We start from the raw sequence: 22,641 nt of genomic DNA, 5'->3' as shown, positions 1-22,641 counted from the left end.
CGCCCTTTGCCATGCGCGTTCCTTCCGTCTGAATGTCGTCGATCGGCGGCCCGATTCTCGTTCGGCGCCTTCCGCTCGCCGCGATCATCGCATAAGACCTGAGACAAGATGAACGGCCAAACCGGTAAAATCGTACGTTACGGCGCCTCGCTGGCGGTCCTCGCGACCTTGCTGTCGGCGTGCGGCACGTCGCCGTTCACGCCGCCGCCGGTGGATCAGACCTCGCCGGTCGCCTCCGCCGCCGAGGCCGCGGCCCACCAGCGCGGCGTGCGGCCGAGCTTCGCCGAGATCCCGGCGATCCCGACCGACATCCCCAAGCCCGGCGAGTACAAGGCCCAGGTGCAGGAACAGCAGGCGGCCGCCGCCCAGCTGAAGCGCGACACCGCGCCCGACACCTTCGCCCTGTCCGACACCGAAGGCTTCGCCGCCCGCGCCCAGCGCGCGGCCCGCGTTCCGCCGTCGGAGATTCCGACCGTCGCCGATCGCGCCGAGACCGAAGCCTTCGCCAAGGCTGCTCGTGGCCGAGCTACCCCGCCTCCGTCCAAGCCCCAATAGGGCGACGGAGGCATAATTTTCCTTGAACTGGCTTGGCTATACCCCGCTCGGGGTCTATCCATGCCCGACTTTTCGCTCCTGCAGCGCCAGAGGGCGCACGAGCCATCATGACCGCCGATTTTCATCGCATCCGCCGCCTGCCGCCCTACGTCTTCGAAGAGGTCAACCGCATCAAGGCCCGCCTGCGCGGCCAGGGCGTCGACATCATCGACTTCGGCATGGGCAACCCCGACATGCCCACGCCCCAGCACATCGTCGACAAGCTGGTCGAGACCTCGCGCGATCCGCGCTCGGGCCGCTACTCGGCCTCGAAGGGCATTCCCGGCCTGCGCAAGGCCATGGCCGGCTATTACGACCGCCGCTTCGGCGTGAAGCTGAATCCCGACACCGAGGTGATCTCGACCCTCGGCTCGAAGGAGGGCTTCGCCAACCTCGCCCAGGCCCTGACCGCCCCCGGCGACGTCATCATCTGTCCGAACCCGGCCTATCCGATCCACGCCTTCGGCTTCATCATGGCCGGCGGCGTCATCCGCCACGTGCCGGCGCTGAGCCCCGAGCAGTACCTTTCGAACATCAGCCGCGCGGTGAAGCATTCGGTGCCGCCGCCCTCCGTGCTGATCCTGTCCTATCCGTCCAACCCGACGGCCCAGACGGTGGATCTGGACTTCTACAAGGACGCCGTGGCGCTGGCGAAGAAGCACGACCTGCTGGTCATCAGCGACGTGGCCTATGGCGAGATCTATTTCGAGGACAACCCGCCGCCGTCGATCCTGCAGGTGGATGGCGCGAAAGACATCGCCGTCGAGGTCAACTCGCTGTCGAAGACCTACGCCATGGCCGGCTGGCGCGTGGGCATGGTGGTCGGCAACGCCCGCATCTGCGCGGCCCTGGCCCGGGTGAAGTCCTATCTCGACTACGGCGCCTACACGCCGGTGCAGGTGGCGGCCGCCGCCGCCCTAAACGGTCCCCAAGATTGCGTGGAAGAGATCCGCGGCATCTACAAGGGCCGCCGCGACACGCTCGTGTCGTCGATGAAGCGCGCCGGCTGGGACATCCCCAACCCGCCCGCCTCGATGTTCGCCTGGGCCAAGATCCCCCCGCAGTTCGAAGCCGCCGGTTCGATGCTGTTCTCGCGCCTGCTGATCGAGGAGGCCGGCGTCGCCGTCGCCCCCGGCATCGGCTTCGGCGAATACGGCGAGGGCTATGTCCGCATCGGCCTCGTCGAGAACGAGCACCGCATCAAGCAGGCCGCGCGCAACGTGAAGAAGTTTATCGCCAACGCCGACCAGATCCTCGCCAAGGCTCACAACAGCCTCGAACAGGGTTGAAACTCGCGAGATCCTCGCCCTTCGACAGGCTCGGGGTGAGGATTTCGACTGCCAAAGCCTGCAATAGCCCCCATCCTGAACTGTCGAAGGACGAGGGCGGCCCCCCGGGGCCGACTGGAAGACTAGGAACCGCACCATGACTCAGAAAACCTGGCGCGTCGGCGTCGCCGGCCTCGGCACCGTAGGCGGCGGCCTCCTGCAGTTCCTGGCCGAACGCCCCGACTTCGCCCCGGCCGGCGACCGCGCCGTCGTCACCGCCGTCTCGGCCCGCTCCAAGTCGCGCCCGCGCACGATCGACATCTCGGGCCTGACCTGGTTCGACGATCCGGTCGCCCTGGCCAGCTCGCCCGACGTCGACCTGTTCGTCGAGCTGGTCGGCGGCAGCGACGGCCCGGCCAAGGCCGCGGTCGAGGCCGCCCTGAAACTGGGCAAGCCCGTGGTCACCGCCAACAAGGCCCTGATCGCCGAGCACGGCGCTGAGCTGGCCGCCCTGGCCGAGGCCAACAACGTTCCGCTGCTGTTCGAAGCCGCCGTCATGGGCGGCACCCCGGCGGTGAAGATGCTGCGCGAGGCCATGGTCGGCGACGACGTCGTCTCGGTGGCCGGCATCCTCAACGGCACCTGCAACTACATCCTCTCCGAGATGGAGAAGACCGGCCGCGATTTCGGCGACGTGCTGCGCGAGGCCCAGGCGCTGGGCTACGCCGAAGCCGACCCGACCATGGACGTCGGCGGCTTCGACGCCGGCCACAAGATCACCATCCTGGCGGCTCTCGCCTTCGGCTGCGCCCCCGACTACGAGGCCGCCGAGATCGAGGGCATCAGCGAGGTCGAGCTGCTCGACATCAAGCTGGCCAAGGACCTGGGCTATCGCATCAAGCTCATCGCCGGCACCGCCAAGTCCGACGACGGCGTCTCGGTGAAGGTCCATCCGACCCTGATCCCGCTGACCCACCCGCTGGCCCAGGCCGGCGGCGCGCTCAACGCGCTGTTCATCGAGGGCAAGCGCATCGGCCGCATCTTCATCCAGGGTCCGGGCGCGGGCGCTGGCCCGACCGCCGCCGCCGTCGCCGCCGACATCGCCGACGTCATGACCAAGGCCGTGCGCCCGGTGTTCCAGGCCCCGGCCGGGGCGCTGGCGCCGTTCGTGCCGGTCGATCCGGCCCGCAGCGTCGGTAAGGCCTATCTGCGGATCATGGTCCGCGACGAGCCCGGCGCCATCGCCGCCATCTCCGAAACCCTGGCCGAATGCGGCGTCTCGATCGACGCCTTCCTGCAGAAGCCCGTCGAAGGGGCGGGCGGTGTGCCGATCGTGATCGTCACCCATGCGACTCCGGAATCGAAGCTTCTCGACGCGATTACACGCATCGAAAAACTGCAGGCCGTGCTAGAGCGTCCCCGTCTTCTGCGTGTCGCACGTAGCTAGAGGCCGCGAGCAACAAGCGGTCCAGGGTATGAAGACATTGGGAATTTAGCCTTGCCACGGGCTGGGAGACACTGATGAGTTCTAACACCCTGGACCGTTCTCTGGTCCTGGATGCGGTCCGCGTGACCGAAGCCGCCGCCATCGCGTCTTGGACCATGGTGGGCCGGGGTGACGAGATGGCCGCCGACCAGGCGGCCGTCGACGCCATGCGCAATGCGCTCAACGACCTTTCGATCGACGGCGAGATCGTCATCGGCGAGGGCGAGCGCGACGAAGCGCCCATGCTCTATATCGGCGAGAAGGTGGGCCGCGGCGGCCCCAAGGTCGACATCGCTCTCGACCCGCTGGAAGGCACCACCCTGACGGCCAAGGCCATGCCCAACGCGCTGGCCGTGATGGCCTGGGCGCCCAAGGGCACGCTGCTGAACGCCCCCGACACCTACATGGACAAGATCGCCTGCGGTCCGGGCTATCCGGCGGGCGTCATCGATCTCGACAAGTCGCCGGCCGAGAACGTCAAGGCTCTGGCTGAAGCCAAGGGCGTGGATCCCTCGCAGATCACCGTCTGCGTGCTCGACCGTCCGCGCCACACCGAGATCATCGCCGCCGTCCGCTCGGCCGGCGCGCGGGTCAACCTGATCACCGACGGCGATGTCGCCGGCGTCATCAACACCGCCGATCCCTCGACCGGCATCGACCTCTATCTCGGCTCCGGCGGCGCCCCCGAAGGGGTGCTGGCCTGCGCGGCCCTGAAGTGCGTGGGCGGACAGTTCCAGGGCCGCCTGGTGTTCCGCAACGCCGACGAGCGCGCCCGCGCCGCGCGCTGGGGCGTCACCGACTTCGACAAGAAGTACGATCTGCACGAGATCGTCCGCGCCGACGCCATCTTCGCGGCCACCGGCGTCACCTCCGGCGCCCTGCTGGACGGGGTGACCTTCAAGGACGGCTTCGTCCACACCCACAGCCTGGTGATGAATTCCTCGACCGGCGCCGTGCGCGAAGTGCGCATGAAGCGTCGGGTCTGAGGCTTATCGGGCCAGCTTTGATCGCTGGCCCGTTCCGCCACGTAATACTGTCGTACTAGTCTGCGAGTCGGCTCGCAGCCGCGGCGCGCGTCGCCGCCTGTCCATTCGAGGCCCTTCCTGATGACCGCCCTGATCGATCTCGCCAGCCACCTCGCCGGCGATCCCTCCAGCCCCGCGGTCAAGACCGTCGTCGCCGACATCGCCGCCGCCTGCGCCCGCATCAGCCGCATCGTCGCCGGCGGGGCGATCCTGGGCAATCTCGGCGCGGCCGGGGTGACCAACGTCCAGGACGAGGAGCAGAAGAAGCTCGACATCCTGACCAACGACCTGCTGAGCGACGCCCTGAAGGCCTGCCAGCCGGTCGCGGGCCTGGCCTCCGAAGAGCTGGAAGAGATCGAGCCCACGGGCCGCCAGGGCGGCTTCCTCGTCACCTTCGATCCGCTCGACGGCTCCAGCAACATCGACGTCAACGTCTCGGTCGGCACCATCTTCTCGGTCCTGCCCGCGCCGGAAGGCCGCGAGCCCACGGAAGCCGACTTCCTGCAGCCGGGCCGTCACCAGGTCGCCGCCGGTTACGCCGTCTACGGCCCGCAGACCATGCTGGTCCTGACCCTGACCTCGGGCGTCGTCGGCTTCACCCTGTCGGCCGACGACCAGTGGCTGCTGACCCACGCCGCCCCGACCATCGCGCCCGACGCGGCCGAGTTCGCCATCAACGTCTCCAACCAGCGCCACTGGGCCGCGCCGATCCGCCGCTATGTCGACGGCTGCCTCGCCGGCAAGGAAGGCCCGCGGGGCAAGAACTTCAACATGCGCTGGGTGGCCTCGATGGTCGCCGACGTGCACCGCATCCTGATGCGCGGCGGTATCTTCCTGTACCCGTGGGACGCCCGCGAGCCGACCAAGCCCGGCAAGCTGCGCCTGATGTACGAGGCCAATCCCATGGCCCTGATCGTCGAACGCGCCGGCGGCAAGGCCACCGACGGCGTCACCCCCATCCTCGACCTGGCCCCGACCAAGCTCCACCAGCGCGTCCCGGTGGTCCTCGGCTCGGCCAACGAAGTCGACGAAGTCGCCCGCGAAACGGCGGCGGGCTGATCCTCCCCCTCTGGGGGAGGTGGCCCGAAGGGCCGGAGGGGGGCCGTTTTCAGCTTCCGCAGCGCCGGCCGTCTTCACCCTCAGCATAAAAACTGCCTCCCTCGCCCCTGTGGCGAGGGCCCATGCCGGTGACCGCTCAGACCTGGGCCGTCTTCGACAGGTCTGAGCAACTGAACGATGGATCCTGGGCACAAGGCCCAGGAAGGCGGTGTTGGGTTGGGCGAGGGAGGTGAGAGCCTGACGCCCACGTTCCGTAAAATCCCCGCGAAAGCGGGGACCCAGGCTTTTCTGCAACGCGTGGCGCTCGACGATAAAACACCTGGGTCCCCGCTTTCGCGGGGATTTTACGGAGTTGGGTGGGCCTTACGCACACCACCCGCACGGCGTAATCGGAAAAGAGTCCAACCAACTCAACGCCCTAAAACTTTATAACCTCAACTTATCCCCACCTGCTCGAGCCGCCCCATAATCATCCCCATCCCAGCCATGGGGAGGGCTCTTGGTACCGGCCCGAGTTAGCGGCTGTGGATCGCATCGAGCGGGGCCGCTTGGGGCGTCATGGGAAGGGCGGGTTTGCAGGATCGCTCAGAAGGCGTGATTGGGCCGCCAGCCGTTCCGTGACGAGACTTGCGGGTCGACAGGGTCGGGATCGTTTCAAACCGGCCTAACAGGATCAGCCGAGGCGCCGCCGGATCACCGCGGGGCTATTGGTCCTGCCCGTCCGAGGGACAACCGGGTCCAGGGCTGAAAGAGGCCCGCGCCCCCGGTCCTTCGAGCCTACGGTGCGGCGGAGCGGTCAGACGAAGCCGAAACGCTAAACCACATCACGGTCTCCGGGCTCCGCCCGGCCGCTCCGCGCCTCCCCGCCAACTTTCGTGAGTTTTCACGGGAGGCCGCCGACCCGTGCCCCAAGACCCTCCCCCTGAAGGGGGAGGTGGCCCGGAGGGCCGGAGGGGGAAGTTTCTGATGAACCAGCAACAGCCGCCGCCTCCGCAACCACTACCCCCTCCGTCGGCTTCGCCGACACCTCCCCCTTCAGGGGGAGGGTCTGTACGTCCGCTTCCGCCGCACCGGCGTGCAATGGATCGAATCCCCCAAACCGGCTAGGGTCTCCCCATGCCCCAACACGCTGATTTCAGGCTGGTTTAGCCCATGGCCGACGGTCACGCCGTTCCTGTCGCCGCCGACGCTGACACCGCCTTCCTGGGCGTGACGCGCTCGCTGTCCGGCCGCGCCTGGCGCGAGCGCGCCGCCGATCCCGCGATCGTCCGCGACCTTTCCCGCCTGCACGGCCTGTCCGAGCCCCTGGCCCGGGCGCTGGTCGCGCGGGGGATCGACCAGGCCAGCGCCCGCGACTACCTGCAGCCGACCCTGAAGTCGCTGTTCCCCGACCCGTCCAGCTTCACCGACATGGACCGGGCCGCCGAGATCCTGATCGACGCCCTGGTCCAGGGCCGGCCGACCATGGTCTTCGCCGACTACGATGTCGACGGCGCCACCAGCGCCGCCCAACTGGTGCGTTGGTTCCGGCACATGGGCGTCGAGCTGCCGATCTACATCCCCGACCGCCTGAAGGAGGGCTACGGCCCCAGTCCGGCCGCCTTCAAGACCATCCGCGAGTCGGGCGCCGAGCTGGTCGTCACCCTCGACTGCGGCGCGGCCGCCTATGACGCCATCGCCAGCGCCGCCACGATCGGCCTCGAGGTCGTGGTCATCGACCACCACCTGATGCGCGAGGATCCGCCGGCCGCCGCCGCCGTGGTCAATCCCAACCGTCCGGGCTGCCAGAGCGGGCAGGGCGTGCTGGCCGCCGCCGGCGTCACCTTCATCCTGCTGGTCGCTCTCAACCGCGAGGCCCGCAAGCGGGGCCTGTTCAATGAGGACCGGCCCGAGCCCGACCTGCGCCAATGGCTCGACCTGACCGCCCTGGGCGAGGTCTGCGACGTCACCCAGCTGGTCGGCTTCAATCGCTCTCTGACCGCCACCGGCCTGCGGGTGATGTCCAACTGGGCCAATCCGGGCCTCAAGGCCCTGCTGGAGGTTGCCAAGGGGCAGGGGGCGGCCAGCGTCTTCCACGCCGGCTTCATCCTGGGGCCGCGGATCAACGCCGGCGGCCGCATCGGCCGCTCCGACCTCGGCGCGCGCCTGCTGTCGACCGACGACCCGCTCGAAGCCCAGGCCCTGGCCGAAGAGCTCGACGAACTCAACACCGAGCGCAAGGCCGTCGAGGCGGCCGTGGTCGAGGAGGCCGCGGCGATTCTCGAACGCGGCAGCAACTTCAATCCCGATGCCCCGGTCATCGTCGTGGCCGGCGAGGACTGGCACCCCGGCGTGGTCGGCATCGTCGCCAGCCGTCTGCGCGAGCGCTACCGCAAGCCGACCATCGTCATCGGCATCGACCGGGCGGCGGGGGTAGCCAAGGGCTCGGGCCGCTCACAGCCAGGGGTGAACCTGGGCCGGGCCGTGCAGGCCGCCTTCGAGGCCGGGATCCTGATGGCCGGGGGCGGGCACGCCATGGCGGCGGGCCTGACCGTGCGTCCCGATTCGATTCCCGAGCTGCGCGCCTTCCTGGAGGAGGCCCTGGCCGGCGAGATGGCCGAAGTCGGCCCCGAGGCGGTCGAGATCGACGCCCTGGTGCAGCCGCGCGCCGCCAATCGCGCCCTCTGGACCGAGTTCCAGCAGATGGCCCCGTTCGGTCCCGGCAATGTCGAGCCGCTGTTCGCCCTGACCGGCGTGCGGCCCGAACGGGTCATGGCCCTGCGCGGCGGCCACGTGCGAGTCGACCTCGTCGGCCCCTCCGGCGACCGCATCAAGGCCGTCTCCTGGCGCTCGGCCGAGACCGATCTTGGCCGTCGGCTGCTGGCCGGGGGCGGGGCGCTGCACGTCGTCGGCCGCCTCAAACCCGACGATTACATGGGTCGGGAAGGGGTCCAGCTGGAGATCGAGGACGCCGCCGATCCCCGGATGTGGACGGAATAAAAAAAACGCATCTGACCGCTTGCGCTCTCCGGGGAGCCTTTGTATATCCCCGGCTCCTCGCGGCGAGATGGTCCCTTCGTCTATCGGTTAGGACGCCAGATTTTCATTCTGGAGAGAGGGGTTCGACTCCCCTAGGGACTACCAGCCGCGAGGGCTGTACTTTTGAACTGCTGCGGATTACCTGCTTCCTCGAAGCATAGTGGTCCCTTCGTCTATCGGTTAGGACGCCAGATTTTCATTCTGGAGAGAGGGGTTCGACTCCCCTAGGGACTACCAGCCGCGAGGGCTGTACTTTTGAACTGCTGCGGATTACCTGCTTCCTCGAAGCATAGTGGTCCCTTCGTCTATCGGTTAGGACGCCAGATTTTCATTCTGGAGAGAGGGGTTCGACTCCCCTAGGGACTACCAACCGCAGCGTTCAAAATTTCTGACAGCATACAAAAGGCGCGACTAAACGTCGCGCCTTTCGCATTGCGCGCTCTCTGCATCATTTGGCCATTGACGGCTCTCCCTCCGCGAGAACAGTGTTATTCTTGTGGCGCTCGCTCCTTTGGGCTGTTTGGGCGAGCCAGAGGGGCGGAATGTCTGGTTACGACTTGGATGCATCGGCGGCGCACGAGGATCTCGTACGCATCAGCGGCCGCGTGAAATGGTTCGACGTCGGAAAGGGCTACGGCTTCATCGTTCCTGACGATCCGGGCCAGACGGGCCTGAAGGACGTCCTGCTTCACGTCACTTCGCTGCGCAACTGCGGCCGCGAGTCGGCGCTGGAAGGCGCCGTGATCGTCTGCGACGTGGTCAAGCGTCCCAAGGGCTGGCAGGTCAGCGAGGTCGTCGATCTCGACGAGACCTCGGCCCCGCCGCCGCTGGAGCGCCCCCGGCGCACCTTCGACGAGGTCGCGCCCCGTCGCGACGGCTTGCGCAGCGGCTTTGGCGGCGGCGCGTCGCGCCAGTCCCTCGAAGCCGTCGGTCCGCCCGAGCGGGCCAAGGTCAAATGGTTCAACCGCACCAAGGGCTACGGCTTCGTGGTTCGCGACGAAGCGCCGGGCGACATCTTCGTGCACATCGAGACCCTGCGTCGCGGCGGCCTCGAAGACCTCCAGCCGGGCGACGACGTCATGGTCCGCTTCGCCCAGGGCCCCAAGGGCCTGGTCGTCGCCGAGATCACGGCGGCCTGAGGCTGCTTTCCGGGGCGGCGAGGGGCCCTTCAGGCTCATCGCCCGTTCCGCGGCTCCAGCGAGGCGCTCCTGGCCCTTCTGGGCGATCCGCTGCGTCGCATCTTGCCGAAAGGCCGAGGACTTGGCCCGGGGCGGGGGAGGCCCCACATCAGGCTGCCCACAAAGTTGGTGCTGCTGCTCTTTTGTCCTGTTGCGTAGAATCGGAAATCGCTTACAAGGCAACCCCTTGCTGGTGTCCGGAGCGTAGCGCAGCCTGGTAGCGCATCTGTTTTGGGAGCAGAGGGTCGCAGGTTCGAATCCTGCCGCTCCGACCACCAGCTGGAGCCGTTTGGAGAGGTCCATGCTCGCCCGCATCTATCGTCCCGCCAAGAACGCCATGCAGTCGGGCAGAGCCAAGACCAAGGACTGGGTGCTCGAGTTCGAACCGACCTCGGCCCGCAAGCCCGATCCGCTGATGGGCTGGACCCAGTCGAGCGACATGAACGGCCAGGTCCGCCTGACCTTCGAGACCCGCGACGAGGCCATCGCCTACGCCCAGCGCCACGAGATCTCGTTCCAGCTTTTCGAACCCAAGGTTCCCAAGCGGATCATCAAGGCCTACGCCGACAACTTCGCGACCAACCGCAAGCAGCCCTGGACCCACTGAGGGTCTCCCGGGCTAAGCTGGCCAGCGCGCGCCCTTAGCTCAGTTGGATAGAGCATTCGCCTTCTAAGCGAACGGTCGCAGGTTCGAATCCTGCAGGGCGCGCCAACCTGGCTCAGCTGTACGAACGTCTAGAGCCGCCGATTCTACGCCATTGCTCGCCGAAATCGTTCTCAGCAACTCAACCTTACAGCCACTCACGCGGAGTCCCCCCTTCGGGGTCACGTCAACCCGCTGTGCAACGGCCTTGAGCAGGTCCCGCCGATAGCCGCCGTTTTCATCCCGGAGCATCTGGCGAGTCGCCTTGGCGAATTGCCTCAAAAGCTCCGGTGACAGGGTCGTGCCCATCCGCTCCATCGCCGCGGCCGCACGATCGGCTTGCCCTTCCAGGCCGTCCCGGGTCTCTCTGAGTTCAAGAAGGCGGGCCTTGAGCGACTTGTCGGCCCGGTCGACGAGTCCGTCCTCGATCGCCTCCATCAGGCGCTTGAGTTTCGCTTCGGCTTCCGTGGCGCGCTTGCGCAGATCGGCGATGTGCTTGCCGCGACGCTGAATGAAGTCTTCGCGGCGGTCGATGATGTTTTCCATCATCGCGGCCAGCCGCTTGGGCTCCAGCAAGCGGTTTTCCAGGTGATGGATCACCGCCGCGTCGGCGGCGTCTTCCCGGATGGACACGCCTTTGCAGCCGGTGTCGCCCGTGCGCGCCCGCGTGCAGCACGTGTAGTAACGATATTGGCCGCCATTCCCCCGTCCGGTCCGCAGCGTCATGGCCCCACGGCAGTTGGCGCAGAAGATGATGCCGCCCAGAAGCGTGGGGCCGCAATAGGCCTGGGAGTGGGCGGTCGTCGGCGCGCGCAGGGTCATGCACTGCTGCACCGCGTCGAATTCCTGGCGGGTGACGATGGGCGGCACGGCGAGGATGACATGCTCCTCCTCGTCCTTGAATTCGCCAGTCTTGGCGACGCGCTTATTGAAGTGATGCTCGCCGATATAGGTCGTCGCGGTCAGGGCGTTGTAGACCGATGAGGAGCCCCAGCGTCCGCCGTTTCGCGTCGTCAGGCCACGCTTGTTGAGATAGGTGGCGATCGCCTTGAGGCCCATGGGGCCGGTGTTCTCGTGTCCGCTCAGCGCCAGGCGATAGATCAGGCGCACCTTGTCGGCCTGGACCGGATCAATCTCCAGCTTGCGCTTGATCTTGGTTCCGCGCTGTTCGGCCGCGACGATGCGATAACCCAGCGGGGGCCGCGCGCCATTCCAGAAGCCCTGCCGGGCGTTCTCCTTCATGGCCCGCAGCGTGTGCTTGGCATTCTCCCGCGACTGGTATTCGTCGAAGAGGTTCATGATCTGACGCATCATCAAGCTCATCGGATCGTCGCCCAGCTCTTGGGTGATCGAGACGATGCGCACGCCGTTGCGCGCCAGTTTGCGGGCATAGAACTCAAACTGGAACTGATCGCGGAAGAAGCGCGAAAACGAGTGGACCAGGATGACATTGAACGGCGGCGGCTTTGACAGGGCCGCGTCGATCATCGCCTGGAATTGCGGGCGCCGATCGTCGGTGGCGGTGTTGCCCGGCTCCACGAATTCCTGGTCGGGGACCCAGCCCTTGGTGGCGCAGTAGGCCTCCAGCTGGCGTTGCTGATCGGGGATCGACAGATCGCTATCGGCCTGACGGCCGGTCGACACCCGAAGGTACAGCGCCGCGCGGGCGACGGCGGGGGCGGCGATTTTCGTACGGATCTTCTTGGCCATTCCGATGCTCCTGGGATCAGGGCAGGGGTCCGAGCAGTTCGGCCAGCACCTTCTCCAAATGGGTCTCGGTGACCTGGATCTCGCGCCATCCGATGGGGACGTTGCGCGGCCAGTCGTCCTCGACCTCTAGGGAGACACGCGGACGAGGGCCTGTTGGTAGTCGCGGTTTAAATTTATTTTCGTAGTCGTAGAGATCCAGATCGGGCTCTGGACGGGGAGGGGGCTTTCTGGGCATCCGGCAAGCCTCGCGCTCACCGTTCTCAACCGCAAACCCGATCCGAGGCGATCGTACTACGGGCTAAAGAGACAGGCGATCGGCGAGTTTGGCTCCGGGGCGACTCGTGGCGAGATCGCCTTTTCAGCGCCAGTGGCGCGCGCCATTCCCTACGACCATGACACCCGAAGCCTTTCGCACCCTGGCCTTGAGCTTTCCGCGTGCTCAGGAGCGCCCTATGCTCGCGTCCCACCAATTCCGCATCAAGGACAAGGTTTTCGCCACCTTGGGCTGGCCCGAGGCCGGCTGGGCGGTGATCAAGCTGACCCCGGCCGATCAGTCCCGGTTTCTTGAGACCTGCGAAGGCCTGTCGCCAGAGCCCGGCGGGCGAGGCAAGCGCGGCGTGACCCGCGTGCGCTTGGCGGCCCTTGATCCCGATCGCTTGTCGCCGGTTCTGAAGGCTGCCTGGATCCAGGCGGGCGGCCCGGTCGCCGACTACGGCTGAGGCCTGGCGTAGGGCGAGAACTCAACGGTCGGATCGGCGTGGGCGTAGGCGATCGCTGGGTCCAGGCCATTGCGGATGGCGATCTGGCGCAAGATGCCCGCCGCCATCGACTCGTTGAGCTTGGGCTTGTCCCATTGGGCCGCGCCGCCCAGGCGGATCGGTTGCTCCGGATAGCTCAGGAAGGTGAAGACGGCGTCGACCACCTGCTGCATCAGCGCCTTCATCTCGTCCTGGGAAATGCGAGAGGCGTCCAGATACGGGATCTCGCCGGCTGGGCTGACGATCTTGACGTCGCTGAAGTCGCCGGCCGGGCTGATCACCTCGCGCCCGGCGTGCCAGTCCTCTAGCTTGGAGTTGCGAAAACAGGTTTCGACCAGCGCCAGGGTCATCCGTTGAAGCGCTCGGCGCTCGGTCTCGCTTTCCCAGGGTGTCGTCATTGGCTCATCACCGCTTCGTGCCAGGATCGACCGCAGATATAGCGCGCTTTCTTGCCCAAGCCGTCCTCGAAGAGGTTCCCCGTGCTGATCTCGCCGCCAGCCATCCCCTCGACCCTGACCGTCTATACCTCGTCGATGGACTTCATCGAGGTGATCTCCGGCTTGAACCTGGGCATGCCCAGCTTTGCGCCGACCAACGCTGAGATCATCCCAGCGCGCCTGAAACGCTTCGGCGTCTCGCTCGATGAAATCCAGGACTGGCTGCGCGCCAACCTTCACGCGCCCGCCCACCTTCTGATCGCGGCCCTGCCCGAATACGGCGAGAACCACGAGATCGAGTTCGAGGACGTCGTCGACGGCGAGGCGTTTCGCGTCCGCTGGCGACGGCTGTGCGAGCCATTCGGCGCGGACCTGGCGCGCCTTTGCCAGCAACAGCGGCGGGCTCGATAGAGCAGGCCAACGGCTAAACGAGGGTTCCCGCCGGACGCTTTCGCGCCCGGCTCCACCCGACACGGTGAGCGGCCGGCGGTCACGCTCGGTCCCGCGGCTTTCGCCGCTCCTACGGGCGCGACGCCTGGCGGGCGCCTTTGGGCGCCGCCGGCCGCTCGACGCCGCCTCCCGCCACGCGCTTGGCGCGGGCTCCTGTGCAGGCTTCATTGTGACTGGGCGCCCGCTGTTGCGGGCGCGTGGCTTAGGGCTTCGCCCTCGGCGCACTTCGGATCGGCTTCCGCCCAGAGCTTGAATCAGATCGCCAAGGCGTACGGGGAGAACAATTCCATCCTCGACAACTGTCATGTGCGCGTGGCGTTTTCGACCAACGACGAGCGCACCGCGCGCCGGATCAGCGACAGTCTCGGCACCGCCACGGAGATGAGGGCGATGAAGAACTACGCTGGCCACAGACTTTCGCCCTGGCTTGGCCACTTGATGATCAGCCGCCAGGAAACGGCCCGGCCGTTGCTGACGCCCGGCGAAGTGATGCAGCTACCGGCCGACGAGTCCCTGGTCCAGGTCTCCGGCGTGCCGCCGATCCGAGCCGCCAAGGTCCGCTACTATCTCGACCGGGATCTGGCCGGTCGGGTCGGCGATCCGCCGGCCAAGCCCGCGAGATTGCCGGCCCCGACGTCTCCATGGACGAGGGTGATGGATGCGGGGCCAGAGCGCGCCGTCAAACCGGGTGAGGCGGCGGAGGAGGGCGGACTGCGGATCGAGCCGGCGCTTGACGCTCCGATCGAGACGCCGCCCGTTGAAGTCGCCCCAGAGGCTTGGTTGGAGCTCGAGATCGACGCCGACGATCTGCCCCAGGCTGAGCAGGCGCGCCGGCTCCGCGCGGCGGCCCGTGTCGCCGCCCTGGACCCCGACGACGGCATCCCGTTGTGAGGCGGCGATGAAGGTCCAGACCAAGGTCTTTCTATCCAGGGATTTGTCGCTGGCGCTGGACGAGGCCGCGCGTCGGACACGGCGGTCGAAGTCGGAAATCGTCCAGGCCGCCGTCGCCAGTTATCTGTCGCCCGACAGCGATGAGGCGGCCGAGGCAGCGGTGGTCCGGCGGCTTGATCGGATCGGCCGATCGCTGGAGCGATTGGAGCGCGACGTGACGATTTCCAACGAGGCCGTCGCGCTGTTCGTGAAGGCTTGGCTGACGGCGACGCCGAGCCTTAGCGCTGGAGACCAGAAGGCGCAAAACGCCAAAGGGCAGGAGCGATATGCAGGGTTCCTGGAAGCCCTCTCGCGCCGGCTGGCTTCCGGCAGGCTTTTACGCGGCGAGGTGTTGCAGGAGCGGGGGCAGGAGAGCGATGGGTGACTCTTCGCTGACGTCCGGAAGGTCTGCTAGTCGCCAGGAGATGTTAGCCAATTCGCGTAAGCGCGAATGTCGATCATCGGAACGGTCGCGGTTTCTTGCAGTCTGGCGATCAATTCGAAGAGGAAGGCTGTCGCCGGCTTGGCGATTAGCGTGACGGCGTGACAGCCGGCGCTATCGCATGAAAACAGGCCATGGGCCGCGACACAGCCAAGGTCGAGCCGGTCCGCGGAAGATGTCGCAACCAGCGCACTTTCGAGAGCGCTACCGAGCGGTGGCGACCAGTCGCTTTCGAACGTCAGAAGCCCGCCGAGAATGTGGTGAAAAGGTTTTGGAGGATACATTCCGCCTGCGTGCGGGATCGGCAAGCTTGTCCGGTGCAGCGCCCGTACACTCGCGACCTTCTCCTTCGCGTACGCGACCTGGGTGGCGTTGATGGCCTGCTTTGCCTCGAAAACGGCATAGACGCTTTCGGCCGGGATAACCGTGGCGCCCTGGTAGCTAAAGATGAAGGGCGAGTACTGGCGGTCGAAAACGACGACATCAATCTGGTCGCTGAAGGCGCCGAGGCTGTCGACAACGTGGGCCGAGGCGGCGCTGTAACGCTTTGGCAGATAGGTCTGCAGCAACTCCAGCCAGACACCTTCACTGGCGTCGCCCTTGGTGCCGGGATGGGCCAGGCTTTTGCGGACCGTGTCCAGCTTTTGCTGGATGTCGTCGTGAAGGCCCGACAGCAGCGCCTGAAGTGACCAGCTGCTCATCGGCGAGCCTCCACCGCCGTGGCTTCGTCCCTGAAGGGGGGCGTTGGCGTCGTCCTGCGGGCCAGCTCCAGCGCGCGGGTCGGATCGACGCCCTTATGCGGATAGGCGTCGAGCACGATGGACGGCAGCAGGCGTTGGGTGAGATCCGAGGCGGTGAACCCATAGGGGCGCAGCCCGGTTTGGGGACCGGTCGCGGCAACCATCGCCTCGATGTGCGTGGGCGAAAAACCCAGGGCGCCCAGGCGGCTCGAGAGGATGAACCGCCGCTGGATCTCATTGGGGCGGCCGAAGGTCAGGATGTCGGCGGCGCGCCGCTGGATCGCCGGGTCGAGCGAGTTCAAGCGGTTGGTGCACATGATCACCGCCGCCGGCAGCGCCGCGTTGGCGATCCGGTCGATGCCGCGAATGAAGGCGTTCACGCCGGCCCTGTCCTCGTGGTGCATCTGCGCGGCTTCCCGCGATTGGGCCAAGGCGTCGGCCTCATCGATCAGCAGGATGACCGCGCCGCGCGACTTGCCGGGAGATTTCAGCTTGGCGGCGGCATCGACGGTGTAGTCGAAGGCCGCCGAGACCAACTGCGTCATTTCCCCAACCCGGCCCTGGCCTCGCGTGGCCAAGCTGAGAGGGTACAGCGTGATCTCGATGCGCTCCTGGCGCGCCACCGCGTCGCCGATCGTCTCGGCCAACTCGGTCTTGCCCGAGCCGACATCGCCCGCCAGGACCACGAGCGGGGGCCTGCGCACCACGGTGTCGACCAGGGACTTGGCGTCGGGGTGATGCCGGGAGGCCCAGGCCGCCAAGCCGCCAGGATTGACCAGCAGGCTCAGGACCTTGGTCAGGCGATCCTTCTGCTCGTCGAGGCCCACCAGGCGGCCAAGGCGTTCCTGGGGCTCGAAGTCCGGATAGGCGATCCGGCGTTCGAACAGTTCGTCGAGAGGGGGCTTGTTGTTCATCAGAAGCTCCGAACGCTGGCGCGGTCGAGGGCGCGACCGCCTGCGGAATAGGTTCGATCCTGGGAGAGGTAGCCGCTGATCGTCGGCTCGGGCGCGCCGTTGCGGCTGAACGGAAGGCCGGCCTCGAAGGCGGTCTGCTGGGCCGACGTCAAGGCGTGCCACGTGTCGCTGCAGACCAGATAGCTCGAAAACGCCGCGCCGACGATATTGGCCCCGGGACGAATGCGGCCAGGATCGTCGTCGCCAGCCGCGCCCTCGGCCAAGTCCCGGGCAGTGTAGCGGATGGTCGGTTCGATCCAGGCGCCGTTGCGCTTAAAACCGTAGGTGACCTCCTTGAGGTAACCGGCCTTCATCAGTTCGGTGGCCTCGAGTTCGAACTGGGCGATACGCGTGTCGGTGGGCGATCCGTAGAGGCGCTGGATGCGCTTGAGATCGGTCGCGACCTTCGCGGCCATGTGGCGGGCGTGGGTGACCGTGAAGGTCACCGTCTCCGTATAGCTGCTGCTGTAGGACATCGGGCGCCTCAGACCTGGAACTGCGAGCCGAAGACCTTTTGCCAGTAGGCGACGGTCAGTTGCTTGGTGGGGGCGTAGAGCGCCGCGTCGATGGCGTCGCTGGCATCCAGGGCGGCCTCGACGATGTCGGCCGCCTGGGCCGCCGCGTAGAGGCGGGCAACGTTGTTGTCGGCGTTGACCGGATCGATGATGCGGACCGGTCCGGCATGCGCGGGAACGGTCCTGGCGGCGTAGTAGTCGGTGAAGACGATCTGCTCGTTGAGCCCGCTGCGCGCGAGATATGTGAAGAAGTGCTGCAGGGCCTCGGGATAGTCCGACAGGTCCAGCCCGTCGTCGCACAGCTTGGCCATGATCATCTCGATCATGAAGCTCTTGAAGCGGAAACCCGGGCGCTCGGCCTTCTGCAGGCGCGCCCAGAACTTCACGAGCCGCACGACCTGCGCGAAGTCGATCGGCTGGGCCTGCTTGCGCTTCTTGGCGAACTCAAGATGGCGCGGAATGCTGGTCCTCAGGAACGAGCCGTCGTCCTGGCTGACCAGATTGCCGTACCAGTCCGGGTCGCCGTCGTAGAGGATCGGCACGATGTCCACGTCCAGGCCGGTTCCCTTGAACGACACGGTGACGCTGTAGGTCTGGGGCTTGACCTGGTCGGGCGTGAAGTTGGGGAAGGCCTTGCGCAGCCGCTCCGCCAGATAGAGCAGAAGGGCGTCGATCTGCTGGGGAGCGTTGGCACCGCTGATGTAACAGGCCACGTCGATATCGTTGAGCGAGCGCAACGCGGTGCCCTTGGCCAGGCTTCCCGACAGCAGCATCTTCTTGAGCGTGAAGTCGGGATGTTCGAACAGGTAGTTCTCGAGCTTGTCGCGCAGCCGCTTGGCCTGGGCGCGGTACTCGTCGGCCTTGTCCTTGGGGAGGTTGACCCTGTTCTGCGCGAAGCTGACGAGGTCCTTGTGATCTACATGGTCGCGTGACACGCGCCGCTCCTATCAAAGCTTGATCTGACAAGCTGTTGCTGAGGGTCTTCGTGCACGATGGCCGCCGTCGCCGGGTTGTGTCGGCGCGGCCTGCTGGCCTATGGTCGGCCATCGGCTTGTACGAGTCGATTGTGGGGGAGAGGCAGCGTGCTTTGGACCGGCAAGTCGGGCTGCTGTCCTCTCCTCCGAGAACCTGATCTGGTCTAGGTCAAACCTACCCCCATATCTGACGCCCTCGTCCGTCGACGGACGATCAAGGTGTGGTTGCCGTGTGCGCTGGTCGGAAATGTCGGCCATGGGTACGACGGAAACGGTCGTACAAGCGCGACTATGCCGTGAGTCGCGAGGAAGGCCATCGGTTTTTTAACGACCTGTTCATTCTCTCGCGATTCGACCAGGGTTGCTAGATGTTGGGGTGTCCCCGCCGTCCATCGCAACAGACGGTAGTCCGCTAGTCGGCGCCGTCCCGCCCGTCCGGCTCCTTGGCGACGCCCTTGAACGGCTTGCCGTCGTCCTTGACCTGCATCAGCTGGCCCGTTCCCTCGTCGCGCTTTTGCCAAAGGCCGTCCGGACGCTGGAACTGGGTTCGGCCCTTCACCGCCCCCCGCCGAAAGCCCTCACCGGTATTCTTTGCCATGGCCCCCTCCTTTCAATCCGGAGAGAGAACGTGGTTATCAAGCCCGTGCGCGGCAACGGCGGCGATGCGCGAAGATCAGTTGTGTTGCGTGTTCGACACAGGGGACGCGTGTGGCTTGGGTTCGCCGCCGCTCTGGTGAGCGGGTGCGCTCAGCAACCTGATGCGCCGCGCGACCGAGACGGCGTCGCTAAGCACGCACCTGCACGCGCTGACGCAGGCGTTCGTAAAGCTGAATGTCGGCCTCGTGCGCGAGCTCGACCGTCACGGCGAAGCTTTGACGCGCGATCGCCGCCCAGCCGGCGCTGCAACGAACGACCAGATAGTAGGCGTCGCCATAAGCGGCGACATCGCGCGCGAAGGTGATCGTCGCCGATTGCAACGTGGATTTCTCACGCGCCGTCGAACTGGGCGAGAGCTTGCAGTCGTAACGCGCGGCGATGTCGGGGAAGGGGCCCTCCGCGGGCGCTCGCTTGCGATAGTGCTCGAAGATCAGGTCCGGGTCACACCCTCTGATCAGCCGAAAGCCGATGCTGACGCCGGCATAGTCGCGCCGGCTGTGGCGAACGGGCGGATCATAGGCCAGGCTGACCCGGATGCTGCGTCGCCCGGCGGTGGCTTGGTAGGCCGCGGGAATGGGGATCTGGTAGACGGCGAAATGATCGACGGCCAGCTCGTCCTCGGCGTAGAGCACCACCCGGGCGTCGTCGGAGAACATCGCGTGCTCTAGGTCAGCCTGGCCGTGCCCGCACACCGCGTTGATGGCTGGCTGACCCAATCCTTGCAGGCGGGCGACCAACTCCGGAGGGGGCTGGGCGCTGCCCGCCAGCAGGGCGCGCACGAGATTGGCCGAAGCCTCGGGAAAACGCGCCAGGATCTGGCTGGCCTTGTAGGCGACCAGCGGGGCCGCGAAGGAGGTCCCGGAATTGCCGCAGAACAGCTGGTCGATGAACCGATGGTGCAGGGACAGGACACCGGCCTCTGGAACGTCGTCACCACCCCTCAGACGCCCAACGATGGGGTCGAAGATCAAGGTTCCGCCGACATCGATCAGGTCGGGCTTGAGCGCGCCGCCGATTCCCGGGCCCACCCGGGAAAAAGGCGAGGGCTCCCCTGCGGCCGTGATCGGGCGAACGCCGACATTGCCCGCGACCCTGGCCCCGACCCCATGTCCGTGCGCCAGGGCGCCGACGGTGATGACGTTCATCGCACCGGCCGGTTCGCACAGGCGGTTGGCCGGCTCCATCAAGTAGGCCGGGTATTCGGTGACGGCTTGTTCGATACGATTGCCGGTTCGCGGAGGCCGGTTTCCGGCCGAGACCACGATGATCACATCGAGTTCGGCCACCAACTCGTCCAGCGTGGCGGCCCAGGGGCCCACCTTGCCGCCGTCATAGATCTTCTTGCGATCGCCCAGCGCAATCACGAAGATCCGGCATCCGAACTGCGCGTGCAGGCGCGTGATCGCTTCGCGCATCAGGCCGGGGGTCAGCTTTCGGTCGGGAAACTGCCCCCACTCATCGAGGATCTTGGCCGAACACAGGCGCGCGCCGCGATCGAGCGTGCCGTTTTCCAGCTGTCCGCGCAGATCGCCAAACACCGAGACCCCGGCGACGCGCGTCCCATGGCCCCATTCATCCGCCAGGCCCAGACTGTCGGGTACGCTGATCGCGCCGACCAAGATATCTTCGATCAGCGGGTGGGCGTTGATCCCGCTATCGATCACTCCGATCAGCGGCGCGTCGGAATCGACCGGGCCAAGGGGCGGCAGCTGTGCCAGTTCCAGGTCCAGCACCGCGCCGGTGGTCAGGTCGGGAGACGGGGGCAGGTCCAACTCCGCCACGTCTTCAAGGCCAAGAAGGGTGGCGATGACCGCGCCGCTGCACCTGAGGCGCAGCATGCTTATCGAGGGGCCGACATACCGATCGAAAGTCTCGCCGCCGCGCGCGTCGACATAGTCAGCGATCTGTTCGAGCTTGCGAAGCCGAACTTCGCGCCGGCCAAGGTCCCATAGCTCAAGGTCGATCGTATAGGCCGTGTCGACCTCGAAATCCGTCGGCTCAGCAAAGCCTTCCTCGCGAGCGCGGATGCCGATGCGGTCTTTCGGGGCGATGGCCGAGATCGACTCGATGCCGCCGATAAACGCGGCATAGGGCGGATTGATCTGGCCCGCCGGGACCCCGCCGCCGTAGGCCGCCAGGCGCGCGCGGAAGTCGGCCATGTCGTCGCGGGACGAAAACAGGACCAGCGTGCGATCCTCGTCGCTCGACAGGACCGTCAGGCCGAGCGCATTCCACTGATCTTCCTGCGGCGCTCCTGTCATCTGGACCCGCAGGATCAGGGAAGGATCGACGAACTCCGGGCGGCGTCGCGCCTGTTGGCTGGAGACCGCGGTGTCGAGTTCCTGTTGCAGCCGCCGGCCATGGTCTGCAGGGTCCCGAGGCGCCAACGGCCCGCCACCCCCGGTCTTACGTCGCTCAAATCGTTCGGGCAGACGCAAAAGCTGGAGGTGTTCGTAACGGGCCATGGGTGGCGATCAGCTCGACTTCGTCAGGCGGCGGTCACCCTTCTGGCGGCGCAAGCCGTCGCTGAGGGCTTGGCGGAAATCCCTGTCTTCGACCCGTTTACGGCCATCGATCACGGCCGCCTTGATCGCCTGCACGCAGATGCGGTCGATTTCGGCATAGGCGTAACCGACCAGGCCCGCGGCGTGCGACACCGGATCGAAGCTGGTGCTCACGTTCTTGAATTTCTCGCGCAGGAACCGCTCGACCATGTGCTGGTCCGGCTTGTCGAACCAGACGACCTCGTCAAATCGTCGCCAGATGGCCGGATCGAGCGAGGCGTCGAGATTGGTCGCGGCGACTAGGAAGCCCTTGGGCTGGATGCGGTCGATGAAGATCAGCAGGCTGTTGACCACGCGCCGCAGCTCGTTGTGCTCGCCAGCCTCGTCGCGCGCACGAGCCAGGGCGTCGAACTCGTCGAAGAAAAGCACGCACGCCTGCTTGCGGGCGAACTCGAAAAGCTTGCGCACATTGGCGGCGGTCTCACCCAGATAGGACGAGATGAGCCGGTCGAGTTTGACGACGTAGAGCGGTAGGCCCAGCTCGGCGGCGAAGATCTCGGCGCACAAGGTTTTGCCGCACCCGGGTGGGCCGCAGAACAACAGCTTGGAGCGCACGCTAAGGCCCCGCCGGCGGATCTCGTCGGCTTTGCGAAATTCCTTCATCAGGCCGACGAACACGGCGGTGTTCTCGGCGCTGAGGATGATATCCTGCTTGGTGTGGCTCGGCTCGATCAGTTCGATGAAGTCGCCGGCGGCTTCGGGGAACGGGATCAGCGGCGCCAAACCCTTGGGCTTGGGCGGGCGCGAGGGCGCAGCCTCAAGGGTTCGCCGCAAGGTGCGGGCGAGGGCCAGGTTATTCTTCTTTTCCTCTTCGCCGATGATCTGCTCGGCAACGGCCCGGAACTCCTCGTCCCGACCGTAGCTCGCCAGCAGTTTCTTCATCAGCTCGCCGCGTGCCATGGCTTGTCTTCGTCTCCTTCGTGCCAACCATAGTCGTCGACGCCGATCTTGCCCATGCGCCAGCAAGTCGCCGTCGCCGATGCTCGCTCGATTCTCGCCAATTGGCTTGGCCAAGGATCATCGGGATGATTGGCAAAGTGTGTGCTAGCGAACCTGGCCAACCTGGCGGGCGCCTGATCCACGCTATAATTTGAGTTAACGTCGAGAACGGTCGTAGGCCTTGATAGTCGCAGCGCTCAACTCGGCGTTTCGGAGGTTAAATGGGCGGGGCCGGCTTTTTCGAGTTGGGCGCTGAATGACCGATTCCTGTAGGTGGGCTTAAAGTCTGTTTTTGGCGCCA

General features: G+C 66.3%; 20 protein-coding genes, 5 tRNA genes and 1 pseudogene. 17 read left to right on the top strand and 9 right to left on the bottom strand.

The annotated features are described in order from the left end of the window. The first annotated feature begins 108 nt into the window (after positions 1 to 108). The 13 genes from AC2YHT_RS17840 to AC2YHT_RS17780 all read left to right on the top strand — a co-directional run bounded on the left by AC2YHT_RS17840 (position 109) and on the right by AC2YHT_RS17780 (position 10,340). Positions 109 to 555, top strand: coding sequence for a hypothetical protein (locus AC2YHT_RS17840; RefSeq protein ID WP_487291098.1), 447 nt, complete (start codon positions 109 to 111; stop codon positions 553 to 555). A gap of 107 nt (positions 556 to 662) precedes the next feature. Then, on the top strand, positions 663 to 1,883 hold the full coding sequence (locus tag AC2YHT_RS17835; RefSeq protein WP_487291097.1) for an LL-diaminopimelate aminotransferase: 1,221 nt from the start codon (positions 663 to 665) through the stop codon (positions 1,881 to 1,883). Between the two features lie 136 nt (positions 1,884 to 2,019). Continuing rightward, positions 2,020 to 3,309, top strand: a complete 1,290-nt coding sequence (locus AC2YHT_RS17830) for a homoserine dehydrogenase (protein WP_110118263.1) — start codon at positions 2,020 to 2,022, stop codon at positions 3,307 to 3,309. Positions 3,310 to 3,383: 74 nt separating this feature from the next. After that, positions 3,384 to 4,334: a class II fructose-bisphosphatase gene (gene glpX, locus AC2YHT_RS17825; protein WP_487291096.1), complete on the top strand. Its 951-nt coding sequence runs from the start codon at positions 3,384 to 3,386 to the stop codon at positions 4,332 to 4,334. Positions 4,335 to 4,454: 120 nt separating this feature from the next. Continuing rightward, positions 4,455 to 5,432, top strand: a complete 978-nt coding sequence (locus tag AC2YHT_RS17820) for a class 1 fructose-bisphosphatase (protein ID WP_487291095.1) — start codon at positions 4,455 to 4,457, stop codon at positions 5,430 to 5,432. A gap of 1,152 nt (positions 5,433 to 6,584) precedes the next feature. Beyond that, positions 6,585 to 8,411: a single-stranded-DNA-specific exonuclease RecJ gene (recJ, locus tag AC2YHT_RS17815; protein WP_487291094.1), complete on the top strand. Its 1,827-nt coding sequence runs from the start codon at positions 6,585 to 6,587 to the stop codon at positions 8,409 to 8,411. Positions 8,412 to 8,480: 69 nt separating this feature from the next. After that, positions 8,481 to 8,555 (top strand) — tRNA-Glu (locus AC2YHT_RS17810). A 57-nt stretch (positions 8,556 to 8,612) separates the two neighbouring features. Further along, positions 8,613 to 8,687: transfer RNA gene (locus AC2YHT_RS17805), tRNA-Glu, on the top strand. A gap of 57 nt (positions 8,688 to 8,744) precedes the next feature. Next, positions 8,745 to 8,819, top strand: a tRNA-Glu gene (locus AC2YHT_RS17800). A 173-nt stretch (positions 8,820 to 8,992) separates the two neighbouring features. Further along, positions 8,993 to 9,589: a stationary phase survival cold shock domain protein CspD gene (cspD, locus tag AC2YHT_RS17795; protein ID WP_487291093.1), complete on the top strand. Its 597-nt coding sequence runs from the start codon at positions 8,993 to 8,995 to the stop codon at positions 9,587 to 9,589. A 237-nt stretch (positions 9,590 to 9,826) separates the two neighbouring features. Further along, positions 9,827 to 9,903, top strand: a tRNA-Pro gene (locus AC2YHT_RS17790). 26 nt (positions 9,904 to 9,929) lie between these two features. Beyond that, positions 9,930 to 10,235, top strand: a complete 306-nt coding sequence (locus AC2YHT_RS17785) for an ETC complex I subunit (RefSeq protein WP_110118268.1) — start codon at positions 9,930 to 9,932, stop codon at positions 10,233 to 10,235. Positions 10,236 to 10,263: 28 nt separating this feature from the next. Continuing rightward, positions 10,264 to 10,340: transfer RNA gene (locus tag AC2YHT_RS17780), tRNA-Arg, on the top strand. Here AC2YHT_RS17780 and AC2YHT_RS17775 read toward each other — a convergent pair. Beyond that, positions 10,299 to 11,981: a recombinase family protein gene (locus tag AC2YHT_RS17775; RefSeq protein ID WP_487291179.1), complete on the bottom strand. Its 1,683-nt coding sequence runs from the start codon at positions 11,979 to 11,981 to the stop codon at positions 10,299 to 10,301. The genes AC2YHT_RS17780 and AC2YHT_RS17775 overlap by 42 nt on opposite strands. 392 nt (positions 11,982 to 12,373) lie before the next feature. Between AC2YHT_RS17775 and AC2YHT_RS17770 the strand changes: the two genes are divergently transcribed. Then, positions 12,374 to 12,700: an MmcQ/YjbR family DNA-binding protein gene (locus AC2YHT_RS17770; RefSeq protein ID WP_487291092.1), complete on the top strand. Its 327-nt coding sequence runs from the start codon at positions 12,374 to 12,376 to the stop codon at positions 12,698 to 12,700. On the opposite strand, the gene AC2YHT_RS17765 is transcribed toward AC2YHT_RS17770, so the two are convergent. Further along, the gene (locus AC2YHT_RS17765; RefSeq protein WP_487291091.1) at positions 12,691 to 13,137 is read right to left on the bottom strand and encodes a hypothetical protein; all 447 of its coding nucleotides are present in this window, start codon (positions 13,135 to 13,137) and stop codon (positions 12,691 to 12,693) included. The genes AC2YHT_RS17770 and AC2YHT_RS17765 overlap by 10 nt on opposite strands. A gap of 81 nt (positions 13,138 to 13,218) precedes the next feature. Between AC2YHT_RS17765 and AC2YHT_RS17760 the strand changes: the two genes are divergently transcribed. The 3 genes and pseudogenes from AC2YHT_RS17760 to AC2YHT_RS17750 all read left to right on the top strand — a co-directional run bounded on the left by AC2YHT_RS17760 (position 13,219) and on the right by AC2YHT_RS17750 (position 14,941). Next, the gene (locus AC2YHT_RS17760) at positions 13,219 to 13,587 is read left to right on the top strand and encodes a hypothetical protein (RefSeq protein ID WP_487291090.1); all 369 of its coding nucleotides are present in this window, start codon (positions 13,219 to 13,221) and stop codon (positions 13,585 to 13,587) included. 279 nt (positions 13,588 to 13,866) lie between these two features. Further along, positions 13,867 to 14,517 (top strand): annotated as a pseudogene (locus AC2YHT_RS17755) (type IV secretory system conjugative DNA transfer family protein); the annotation flags it as partial. A gap of 7 nt (positions 14,518 to 14,524) precedes the next feature. Next, a complete protein-coding gene (locus AC2YHT_RS17750) occupies positions 14,525 to 14,941 on the top strand; it encodes a CopG family transcriptional regulator (protein ID WP_487291089.1) in 417 nt (138 codons plus the stop codon). Between the two features lie 26 nt (positions 14,942 to 14,967). Here the strand turns inward: AC2YHT_RS17750 and AC2YHT_RS17745 are convergent, their stop codons facing one another. From AC2YHT_RS17745 to AC2YHT_RS17715, 7 genes are all read right to left on the bottom strand, one after another. Beyond that, positions 14,968 to 15,699: a DUF6602 domain-containing protein gene (locus AC2YHT_RS17745; protein ID WP_487291088.1), complete on the bottom strand. Its 732-nt coding sequence runs from the start codon at positions 15,697 to 15,699 to the stop codon at positions 14,968 to 14,970. Then, on the bottom strand, positions 15,696 to 16,652 hold the full coding sequence (locus AC2YHT_RS17740) for an AAA family ATPase (RefSeq protein WP_487291087.1): 957 nt from the start codon (positions 16,650 to 16,652) through the stop codon (positions 15,696 to 15,698). Before AC2YHT_RS17740 ends, AC2YHT_RS17745 begins: the two co-directional genes overlap by 4 nt. Then, complete coding sequence (locus AC2YHT_RS17735) at positions 16,652 to 17,167, bottom strand: HORMA-1 domain-containing protein (protein WP_487291086.1); 516 nt, start codon at positions 17,165 to 17,167, stop codon at positions 16,652 to 16,654. Before AC2YHT_RS17735 ends, AC2YHT_RS17740 begins: the two co-directional genes overlap by 1 nt. An 8-nt stretch (positions 17,168 to 17,175) precedes the next feature. Continuing rightward, positions 17,176 to 18,141, bottom strand: a complete 966-nt coding sequence (locus tag AC2YHT_RS17730) for a CBASS oligonucleotide cyclase (RefSeq protein WP_487291085.1) — start codon at positions 18,139 to 18,141, stop codon at positions 17,176 to 17,178. Between the two features lie 451 nt (positions 18,142 to 18,592). Continuing rightward, positions 18,593 to 18,778, bottom strand: coding sequence for a hypothetical protein (locus AC2YHT_RS17725; protein WP_487291084.1), 186 nt, complete (start codon positions 18,776 to 18,778; stop codon positions 18,593 to 18,595). 187 nt (positions 18,779 to 18,965) lie between these two features. Next, a complete protein-coding gene (locus AC2YHT_RS17720) occupies positions 18,966 to 21,302 on the bottom strand; it encodes a S8 family peptidase (protein WP_487291083.1) in 2,337 nt (778 codons plus the stop codon). A gap of 9 nt (positions 21,303 to 21,311) precedes the next feature. Continuing rightward, complete coding sequence (locus tag AC2YHT_RS17715; RefSeq protein ID WP_487291082.1) at positions 21,312 to 22,415, bottom strand: AAA family ATPase; 1,104 nt, start codon at positions 22,413 to 22,415, stop codon at positions 21,312 to 21,314. Positions 22,416 to 22,641: the final 226 nt, after the last annotated feature.

Source organism: Caulobacter sp. SRI_008, assembly GCF_057586355.1.
The sequence above is the reverse complement of the archived record's forward strand: the minus strand, read 5'-3'. Positions and strand labels throughout refer to the sequence as shown.